The following is a 10,407-nucleotide window of genomic DNA, read 5'->3' as shown; positions in this document are numbered from 1 at the left end:
TGCGCAGCAATTTTATCTAATTCAGCACCTAATACAGATGTAATATCTGTTTTTGTTGATGTTTCTCTAAATGCACCTAGACCAATGTAATTTAAATCCATTTTATTCGCTTCAAGCATCTCTTCTTCATTATGAGTAGAAATACCAAGAATCTTATCTTCATCTATAACAGAGCGTAAAATAGCAACTGCTTTATGAATATCAGAATCAATCGCTAGCAAATCTTCCTGTCCCATATGGACACCATCACAATACTCAGCAAGTTCATAAGCATCATTTATAATTAAGAAACCCTCAAACTGCTTTCTTATTGTAATCAACTGCTCTTTCATAAATGCAATATCACCATTTTTATTGCGATATTGCATAATCTCTGCGTTTTGTTTTTTTGCTATATCTACAAATTCATCTATAGATATACCATTTTTATCAAGCATATCCTGATCGCAAAGCGCATAAAGTTTCATCAATTAATCTTTTTTAAAAAATGCCAATAAATCTGAAAGCGTCTGTTTTAAATTATTTCTATTTACTATCATATCTATAGAACCATGTTCTAATAAAAATTCAGCTCTTTGAAAACCTTCAGGAAGTTCAGAACCAATAGTCTGCTCAATTACACGCTGTCCAGCAAATCCAACCAATGCACCTGGTTCAGCAATGATAATATCTCCAAGGTTAGCAAAAGAGGCACTAACTCCACCCATAGTAGGGTCAGTAAGTACAGAAATAAATGGCAAGTTATGATTTGCAAGTTTTGCAAGAGCTGCAGAAGTTTTGCTCATTTGAAGTAGTGAAAAAGTTGATTCTTGCATTCTAGCACCGCCAGATGCACTTAAAATAACCAAACCTTGTTTTTTTTCAATAGCACGCTCAGCAGCACGAACAATTTTTTCACCTTCTACAGAACCAAGGCTTCCACCCATAAAAGCAAAGTCAAAAATAACGAGTTGCACATCTACACCGTTCATTTTACATTCACCACTCACAACAGAAGATTTTCTCCCTGTTTTGGCATATGCTTCTTCAACTCTTTTTTTATAAGGTTTTTTATCTACAAACTTAATTGGATCAACTGGCTCTAAAGTTGCATCATATTCAACAAAAGTACCTTCATCCGCTAGCAATTTCAGTCTTTTATCCACACCAATACGAATATGAAAACCACATTTTGGACAGACATAATTTTGATGTTCTACCTCTTTATAGTACATCAAAGAGTGGCATGATTTACACTTAATCCAATGAGAACCAGCTTCTGCTTTTTCAGGTTGTTTTGTTTCAAATGTTTTTGTAAAAATATTTAATAAATTCAAAAAAAATCCTTCAATAATATATATGTGCTATATTATATCAAATTAATATTAATTTTAATGATTTTTTTACTCGTTGAAGAAAAAAACTAGATTCATCTGTAAAAAGCAGACAAATCTAGCAGAAATTTATTTTAATAATGAAGTAATAATGCTTCTTGCAGCCTCACGACCATCAAACGCAGCAGTAACAACTAAATCAGCACCACGGTAACAATCTCCACCGGCATAAATACCTGCAGTAGATGTTTCATGTGTCTCTTCATTAATAACAATCCCACCCCATGAATTTGTCTCAATTCCATTTTCTGCTAAGAAAGATGGAACAACAGGATCAAATCCAAGTGACATTATAACAACATCAGCATTAACTCTATACTCTGAATTTTTCACCTCTTCCATGCGTTGACGACCTGACTCATCTTTTGCACCAAGTGTTGTTTTTACAACTTCAACTGCAATAGCTTTTCCATCATCATTTAAAACAATCTCTTTTGGAGAGACCAAAAATGTAAAGTCCACACCCTCTTCCATTGCATTTTTATACTCTTTCTTACTTCCTGGCATATTATACTCATCACGACGATAAAGACAAGTAACAGATTTTGCACCCTCACGCTTTGCAGTTCTTAAACAGTCCATAGCAGTATCACCACCACCCACTACAACTACATTTAAGTCTTTGAAATCAAATTTCTTTTCATAAGAGAGCTTAAAGTTTTTTCTTTGAATATTCGTTAAATAGTCCATCGCTTTATATACATTTGAACTACTTTCCCCCGCAATTCTAGCACTCTTTGCTTTTGTCGCACCAACACCAATAAAAATAGCATCATGCTCATCTGCAATAGTTGCAAAATCAATATCATGCCCAACTTCACAATTAAGTACAAGTTTCATACCTGCTTCTTCAAGTAGTTTCACCCGTCTCTCTACTACTTTTTTGTCAAGCTTAAAGTTTGGAATACCATATGTTAAAAGTCCACCGGCACGGTCACTTCTCTCATACATAGTTACCGCTATACCTGAACGCAAAAGATATGTTGCAGCTGATAATCCCGCAGGACCACTTCCTATAATGGCTACTTTTTTATCTGTAGTAGTCCCTGGAAAATCTGGTGTAAGTCCAGCTTTAAAACCAGCTTCTGTAATATGTGTTTCAACAGAACCAATAGTAATAGCACCATGACCATCATTGAGTGTACAATCACCTTCACAAAGTCTATCGTGCGGGCAAACTCTTCCCATAACTTCAGGAAAAGGTGAAGGCTCATTTGAGAGTTTAAACGCAAATTCCAAATCTTTCTCTGAAATAGATTTTAACCATTGAGGAATATAGTTATGTAAAGGGCATTTGTTGAGACAAAACGGGTCACCACATTGAATACATCTATCACTCTGTGAGGCAGCATCACCACCATCGAACACCTCATAAATCTCACCAAAATCTTTTACTCTCTCTACCACCAATCTTTTAGAAGGCTCTATTCTTTCAGTATTTAAATATTCACGCATTTTAGTCTCCATTCTCTAAGTTAAGAGGTAGTTTTGTTAAATTTTTCGGTTTAACAAGCCAGAAGTTTCTTACTTCTACTCTAAAGTTTTCAAGCAGTTCTTGTGCTTTTTTACTTTGTGTTTCTACTACATAATCTTTTAGTAATCGTTTAAGATAGTGTCTTGCTTCATCACCCTCATCAGTATCAATTCGTACAGCTTCAACAAGCTCATGATTTACATTTTCAACAAACTCATGTTCTTTATCGTAAACAAAACTAACACCACCAGTCATACCAGCACCGAAGTTAATACCTGTTTTACCAAGAATAACAACAACACCACCAGTCATATATTCACAAGCATTATCTCCTGTTCCCTCAACGATGGCAAATGCACCAGAGTTACGAACAGCAAAACGCTCACCAACACTTCCAGAAATATAGAGCTTACCACCTGTTGCACCATACAGACAAGTATTACCACCAGCAGAAAACTCTTCACCCTCATTTTGTGATGTAATGATGATTTTACCGCCATGCATACCTTTTCCAATGTAGTCATTAGCTACACCCTCAAGATAGATAGAGATACCATTAATCAAAAATGCACCAAGAGCCTGTCCTGCAATACCTGATAAATTAATTTTTATAGTATCTGGTTTTAGTCCTGTATCTCCATAATATTCAGCTATTTCACCACTTACCAAAGTACCAAAACTTCTATGAATATTTTTAATTTCTCTCTTAATTCTAATAGGCTGTTCTGGGCTTTTAATAGCAACCATCGCCTCTTTAAGCACATCTTTTTCAAATGCGTTATCATCAAAAGGAGGATTAAATTGTTGTTGATGAGTATTTACACCCTCTTCTTTATGTAAGATAGAAGAGAAGTCAAATTTTTTCGCAAATGCATCATCTTTTACTTTTAAAACATCTACATGACCTATCATCTCTTCCATCGTTCTAAATCCAAGTTCAGCCATAATTGCTCTTACATCTTCTGCAAGATATGTAAAGTAATTAATTATCTGCTCAACTTGACCTTTAAAAAACTCACTACGAAGTTTCTCATTTTGTGTTGCAATTCCCACTGTACACTTGTTTACATGACAAATACGAAGCATTTTACAACCAACAATTGTAAGCACACCTGTACCAAATGCAAAACTCTCAGCTCCAAGAAGTGCCGCTTTTACAATATCTAGTCCAGTTTTTAATCCACCATCAGTTTGAAGTTCAACAAGCCCTCTTAAGTTATTTGCTTTAAGTGCATTGTGTGCCTCACTCAAGCCAATTTCCCATGGATTTCCTGCAAATTTTATGGAAGTAAGTGGAGCAGCACCTGTACCACCGTCACCACCTGAAATAATAATTTTGTCAGCATAGGCCTTTGCAACACCTGCTGCAATTGTTCCAACACCCATAGTAGAAACAAGTTTTACAGCAACTCTTGCTTTAGGATTAATCTGCTTCATATCAAAGATAAGTTGCGCCAAATCCTCAATAGAGTAGATGTCATGATGTGGTGGTGGTGAAATAAGCGTAACACCAGGAACAGTATGACGAAGTTTACCTATAAGTGGCGTAACCTTATGTCCTGGAAGTTGTCCACCCTCCCCTGGTTTTGCACCCTGAGCAACTTTGATTTGAATCTCTTCAGCTGAACGAAGGTATGCAGGAGTAACTCCAAAACGACCAGATGCAACCTGTTTAATTTTTGAAACTCTCTCAGTTGAAAAACGGGCTTTATCTTCCCCACCTTCTCCTGAGTTTGATTGTGCGCCTATTCTATTCATTGCAGTAGCAATAGTTTCATGTGCTTCAGGAGAGATAGAACCAAGACTCATCGCAGCTGACGCAAAGCGTTTAAATATTTCTTCTTTTGGTTCTACTTCTGAAATATCAATAGATTTATTACCTGAATCAAATTCAAAGAAATCACGAATAAATTTCAATCCACGACTATTTACTGTGTTTTTCAGTCTATCAAAATTCTCTTGTGTAGGTTTTTTACTTACAGCATGAATAGCGTGAATAACAGCAGGACCAAAATCGTGATGCTCTTGTCCTGTGTAAAATTTATAGTAACCACCAATGTTTAATGGAAAGATTTTGTTAAAACCAGTTACATCAAAGGCATCTTTGTGTGTTTTATCTAATCTTTCATCTAAATCTTCATAAGTTAAACCACTAAGTGTTGCGTTTGATGCTTCAAAACACTCTTGTACAACATCTTTATGTAAGCCAAGAACATCAAAAAGTGCAGAGTTTCTATATGAAGCAATAGTAGAAATACCCATTTTTGACATAATTTTTAGAAGTCCACTGTTTAATGCAGTATGTACCGATTTATATGCGTCTGCACAATCTAAGTTTATAGTTTTAGATCTTTCTAATTGCGTCGAAACTGTTGCAAAAAGTAAATATGGATAGATAGCACTTGCACCATATCCTATAAGAACTGCTGCACTATGAGAATCTACAACTTCACCAGTTACAGCTATCATAGAGATTAAGTGACGGACATCTTCTTCTAAAAGGGCTGTATTTAATCGTCCAACTGCTAACGCCATTGGAATAACTTTATGCTCCTTATCTAAAGCGCTATCATCTAAAATAATGATACGACTTCCATCATTTTTAACAGAGTCAATCACCTTTTCAACTAAAGCATCAAGTGAAGCTTTTAAATCTGACTTATATGCCGTAGAAAATGTAGCATTTTTATAAAAATCTTGGTATCTTGGAGATTTTACATCACCAAAAGATTTTAATACTGCTAATTTTTCTCTAGTAATAATAGGAGAGATAGATTTCAATCTTTGTGCATGCATTGGCACTTCATTAAGAATATTGTGTACTTCACCAAATCCTGTATTTAAACTCATAACTACTTTTTCACGAATAGAGTCAATCGGTGGATTTGTAACTTGAGCAAATTTTTGTTTGAAAAAGTCTGTAAAGTTTCTCTGTTTTTGAGAGAATGCAGCAAGTGGTGTATCGTCGCCCATAGAACCAACAGCCTCTTTAGACTCTTTTATCATTGGCTCAATTACCTGTTCAACTATCTCTTGTGTTATATTGAAATATCTTTGTTTGTGTACCATTGCATCAGTGTCAATCTCTACACAACTTACATATTGATTTTCAACATGCTCTTGCAAGTAAATCATATGTTCATTTAACCATTTCATATATGGATTAGAGCTTTTTAAGTAATCATCAATCTCATTTGTTTTAAGAAGTTTTCCAAATTTAAGGTCAAGTCCAAGCATTTCACCTGATTGCAGACGACCTCTCTCTTTGATGTCCTCTTCTGCAATATCAACTACACCATATTCACTAGCAATAAGAAGATTATCATCTTTTGTAACGATGTATTTTGAAGGGCGAAGACCATTTCTATCTAGCACACAGCCAATATAACGACCATCTGTTACAGAAAATGCCGCAGGTCCATCCCATGCTTCAAACACAGTAGAGTGGTACTCATAAAATGCACGAAGTTCAGGATCCATATGTGGAGCATTTTGCCAAGCTGGAGGAATAACTGCACGAACAGCTTTAAAAAAGTCCATACCATTTACAATAAGAAATTCAAAGAAATTATCTGCCGAAGCTGAATCTGATGAACCTGGTTGTAAAATTGGAAGTAATCTTTTTATCTCTTCATCGCTGAAAACATCACTTTTAACAGACTCTGATTTTATAGATACATTAATACGGTTCGCTTCAACAGAGTTAATTTCCCCATTGTGAGCAACTGCACGAAACGGTTGTGCTAAACGCCATTCAGGGAGTGTATTTGTTGAAAATCTTTGGTGAAAAAGTGAAAAAGAGATTTTAAACTTTTCATCTTGTAAGTCTTTGTAAAACTCTTTAATATGAGTGGGCATTACAAGCCCTTTATAAGAAAGGACTTTAGAACTCATAGAAGCAATATAAAAATCTCTGTAATCTACTAACTTATGCTCTGCCTCTTTACGAGAAAGATAAAGTAAGGCATCAAATCTATTTGTTGCCATAATGGAGTTTGCAATAATAAAAACTTGAACAATATGTGGAAGAGAAGCTATAGCTTGATCACCCAAAGCATTTTTATCTACTGGCACTTCGCGTTTTAAAATAACTTTGAGGTCATTGTTACAACAAATTTTTTCAAGAGTATCTAAATGCTCTAAATCTTTTGTAAATATAGAAGCAACTGCAAATTGTTTAGGAAGTTCAACACCCTCTTTTGTAGCCTCTTCTATCATAAACTCTGTAGGCATTGAGAGCAAAAGCCCACTTCCATCACCTGTTTTTCCATCAGCTGCGACAGCTCCACGATGCATCATACGCTCTAGTGCAGTAACTGCATCATTTAAAACCTTGTGTGAAGGTCTGTTTTTAATATTAGCAACAAGACCAAAACCACAGTTATCCTTGAAGGATCTTAACAAATCATGATGTTCAACCATTATAACTCCCAAATTTTTAAATTTTATATAAGAACTATATAAATTTAATCTCTTTTTAAAGAAACTTAGTCTATTTAGAGATAAAGCACTTGTATTATATATTTTTTTACTTTAAATAAGGATAATAATAGTAGAATTTCTTATGAAAAATAAGCCAAGTGTGTATATAGGAAGCAATTAGTGCAAGGATATGTCATAAATCTCAATCGTGTAAAAGAGGAAGATTTAATAGTTACAATACTATCAAAAAATAACTTATACACGCTTTATAGATTTTATGGTGCACGCCATAGTGTAATAAATTTAGGCTTTAAAATCGACTTTGAGGTAGAAGAGTCTGCCAAAGGAACTATTGCACGGCTTAAAGATGTAATTCACATTGGTTACAAATGGATAAATGACTACAAACTACTGCGTTTATGGCAGGACTTCACTCTGCTTTTTTATAAACATCTCAAAGATAGTGAAGATATTGGAACATTTTATTTTGATCTGCTAAACGCAGCGGAGCAAAATTGGGATAAACAGAATCCAAAAAGAGTGGCAATTGAAGCTTATGTAAAACTTCTTGAAAATGAAGGGCGACTCCACACTGAATTTTACTGCTTTTTATGCTCGCAAGCTATAAAAGAGGATGTTTCACTCATTCGTGCCTTTTTACCCACGCATACAACATGTACCCACACCCTAGCCATCAGTAAAAATGCACTCAATGAACTCTACACAAATAAATCGTCTCTCTTTTTAAATGATAAAGAGGTAGATAGACTCTGGAATATTATGATGGAGGGTTTATAGCAGTTCATTTTTATAGTGCTTATTGTACTCCACTATCATTCCATGAAACGCAGCAAATATTTCAAAGAGTTCTGTTTTTTTAAACTCTTTACGAAAATCAGACTCTAAAAAATCTTTATATTCTCCATATTTTTTAAATGAAATATCAAACTTTTTGAGTAATCTTTTTGTGTAACTATCAACCACCATCTCATCACGCAGACAGGCATAGCAGAGTATGGCATCGGCACTCTCCTCGCCTACTCCTTTTTGTGCCAAGAGCCAATCACGAGAAACCATCTTTTGAAACGCTTTAAAAGTACCAAATTCATTCAAAATATTGTTACTCAGCGTTAAAAGTCTCGGTGCTTTTTGGTTGTAAAATCCACTCGGCTTTATCATCTCTTTTAAAGTGGCTTCATCCAAGTTGCTAAACGCAGTGATTTCTAAAAAACCTTCTAAATTTTTAAGTGACTTTTCTACATTTTTCCAAGTAGTGTTTTGTGTCAAAATAGCACTTACAAGCACTTCAAAACTCCCTGCGTTTGGCCACCACCATTTAGGGAAGTTTTTAAGTAACTTTTTGGCTTTTAAAAACGCATATAGCTCTTTTGAACTTATCATCTTTAACAAGTAGGTTTTTGTGCCACCAAAGATGCTACGCGTATCTTCTCACCTCGTAAGTTGATTTCATCTTTCTCTTCATAGTAAACAATATCAAGCCCAATAAAGGCATGTAAGAGTTCATTTTTTCTTAAAAGGTATTCGGGATTTGCAGGATTGTTAAAATCTCCATGCGCCACTATAAAGGTCTCAAATATCACAACCCCACCCTCTTTAAGTGCCTCTTTAATTTGAGGAAAGAAACGACGCTGTAAATAGTTGATATTTATAATCAAATCATACTTTTTAGATGCTAAAGTATACTCATCTAAATCCACTTCTATCTTATTTATTTTTTTATCTTCATCAATACATGAGAGTGCATAATCACTCAAATCAACCGCATCAACCATAAAACCTTTTTTGGCTAAAAAATGTGTATTTCTTCCTGTTCCACATGCAATATCTAAAGCATTCCCAACAGTTGCTAAATCAATGTACTTTTCAACCAATGGTTCAACATTCTTACGCATAGGTTTTTCAACATGACGCACATTCCAACGCTCTTTATCTTCTATCATTTCTTTTCTCCTTCTATGGGTAATTTTTACTCTTTTTTTAACATAGGTTTGAAACTATGTTAAATTTTTTGACTTATTTTAACATAGCTTTTATGCTATGTGCAATTATAAGCCCTTTTTTAACATAGAAAATAGTTGCGTATTGACAAAAAACTTACTATTTTTTATCTGTATACTTTCCAACACGCCAATATTTTGTAAATCTTTTAAATACTTTGAAGCAGTTTGTCTGCTAATTCCCAATCCATTCACCAAGAATTCCATCTTTGTATAAGGGTGCATAAAAAGTATTTCAATCAAATCTTTTGAATACAATTTTGGTAACTTCTCTTTTACAACTGCTTGTGTCTCTTGCATGAGTAAATTTATATTTTCAATGAGTTCTATAGTGCTTAAAGAAGTTTGTTCGATTCCATCAAGCATATAAAGCACCCACTCTTCCCAATTCTCTTTGGTTCTCACCTCTTGCAGCAGTCTGTAATAATCTGCCTTGTTTTTAATGATGTAACGACTAAGGTATAAAATAGGCAACTCAAGTAAATCTTTTAACACAAGATACAAAATATTTATAATCCTACCTGTTCGACCATTCCCATCATAAAAAGGGTGAATAGACTCAAACTGATAATGAATTATAGCCATATTTATAAGTGGATCTATCTCATTTTCTTCATTTATGTAACGCTCAAGATTATCTAAAAGCTCTTGAATAGTTTCATAATCTTGTGGAGGAGTAAAAACCACGTCACCTGTTGCAGCATTTTTTAGAACTGTGCCGCTCTGTCTACGAACCCCCGCATCATTTTGCTCCAACTCTTGCTGTATCTCTATGATGTACTTTTTCAAAAGCAGTTTGTTTGATGTTACAAGTTCATACCCTTTCAAAAGTGCCTGACGATAATTCTGAACCTCTTTAGCTTCATTTGTAATATCTGACACATCAAGCCCAGCCCGAAAAAGTTCATCATGAGTAGTAATGATATTTTCAATCTCGGAACTATCTTTCGCCTCCTGAAGCACCAAAGAGTTTATCAAAATAGCACTGTTTGGAATAATCTTCGCCACTCCGTTTAATTTTGCTAAGGCACGGTTGGCGGAGATGGCTTTTTTTAATGTTATTGGGGTTTCTGGGTCAGTTTTTAAAGGGAGATTTTTAATTATCATTTGTACTTACCGT

At 34.7% G+C, this 10,407-nt stretch carries 8 protein-coding genes; 1 reads left to right on the top strand and 7 read right to left on the bottom strand.

Annotated elements, in window-relative coordinates; all coding sequences use genetic code 11:
* The 4 genes from MVY38_RS05605 to gltB all read right to left on the bottom strand — a co-directional run.
* Nucleotides 1-467 (bottom strand): thiamine phosphate synthase (locus MVY38_RS05605; RefSeq protein ID WP_297484200.1); only part of this gene is annotated, 467 nt, incomplete at its 3' end.
* 3 nt (nucleotides 468-470) lie between these two features.
* Nucleotides 471-1,316: an acetyl-CoA carboxylase, carboxyltransferase subunit beta gene (accD, locus tag MVY38_RS05600; protein ID WP_297484198.1), complete on the bottom strand. Its 846-nt coding sequence runs from the start codon at nucleotides 1,314-1,316 to the stop codon at nucleotides 471-473.
* Between the two features lie 126 nt (nucleotides 1,317-1,442).
* The gene (locus tag MVY38_RS05595) at nucleotides 1,443-2,828 is read right to left on the bottom strand and encodes a glutamate synthase subunit beta (RefSeq protein ID WP_297484196.1); all 1,386 of its coding nucleotides are present in this window, start codon (nucleotides 2,826-2,828) and stop codon (nucleotides 1,443-1,445) included.
* A gap of 1 nt (nucleotide 2,829) precedes the next feature.
* Nucleotides 2,830-7,269 carry a glutamate synthase large subunit gene (gene gltB, locus MVY38_RS05590; protein WP_297484194.1) on the bottom strand — a complete coding sequence of 1,480 codons (4,440 nt, stop codon included), beginning with the start codon at nucleotides 7,267-7,269 and terminating at the stop codon, nucleotides 2,830-2,832.
* A 180-nt stretch (nucleotides 7,270-7,449) separates the two neighbouring features.
* On the opposite strand from gltB, the gene recO reads away from it, so the two are divergent.
* Nucleotides 7,450-8,067 (top strand): recombination protein RecO, encoded by a 618-nt coding sequence (recO, locus tag MVY38_RS05585; protein ID WP_297484193.1) that lies wholly within the window; start codon nucleotides 7,450-7,452, stop codon nucleotides 8,065-8,067.
* Here recO and MVY38_RS05580 read toward each other — a convergent pair.
* The 3 genes from MVY38_RS05580 to MVY38_RS05570 form a co-directional block, all read right to left on the bottom strand.
* On the bottom strand, nucleotides 8,062-8,670 hold the full coding sequence (locus MVY38_RS05580; protein ID WP_297484191.1) for a 3-methyladenine DNA glycosylase: 609 nt from the start codon (nucleotides 8,668-8,670) through the stop codon (nucleotides 8,062-8,064). The genes recO and MVY38_RS05580 overlap by 6 nt on opposite strands.
* Before the next feature lie 2 nt (nucleotides 8,671-8,672).
* Nucleotides 8,673-9,230 carry a methyltransferase domain-containing protein gene (locus MVY38_RS05575; protein WP_297484189.1) on the bottom strand — a complete coding sequence of 186 codons (558 nt, stop codon included), beginning with the start codon at nucleotides 9,228-9,230 and terminating at the stop codon, nucleotides 8,673-8,675.
* Nucleotides 9,231-9,335: 105 nt separating this feature from the next.
* Nucleotides 9,336-10,394, bottom strand: a complete 1,059-nt coding sequence (locus MVY38_RS05570; RefSeq protein WP_297484187.1) for a Fic family protein — start codon at nucleotides 10,392-10,394, stop codon at nucleotides 9,336-9,338.
* Between the last annotated feature and the right edge of the window lie 13 nt (nucleotides 10,395-10,407).

Origin of the sequence: Sulfurimonas sp., from assembly GCF_027056685.1 — a bacterium.
Lineage (GTDB): Bacteria > Campylobacterota > Campylobacteria > Campylobacterales > Sulfurimonadaceae > Sulfurimonas.
Note: the sequence above shows the minus strand (reverse complement) of the source record. Positions and strands in the feature narration are given on the sequence as shown.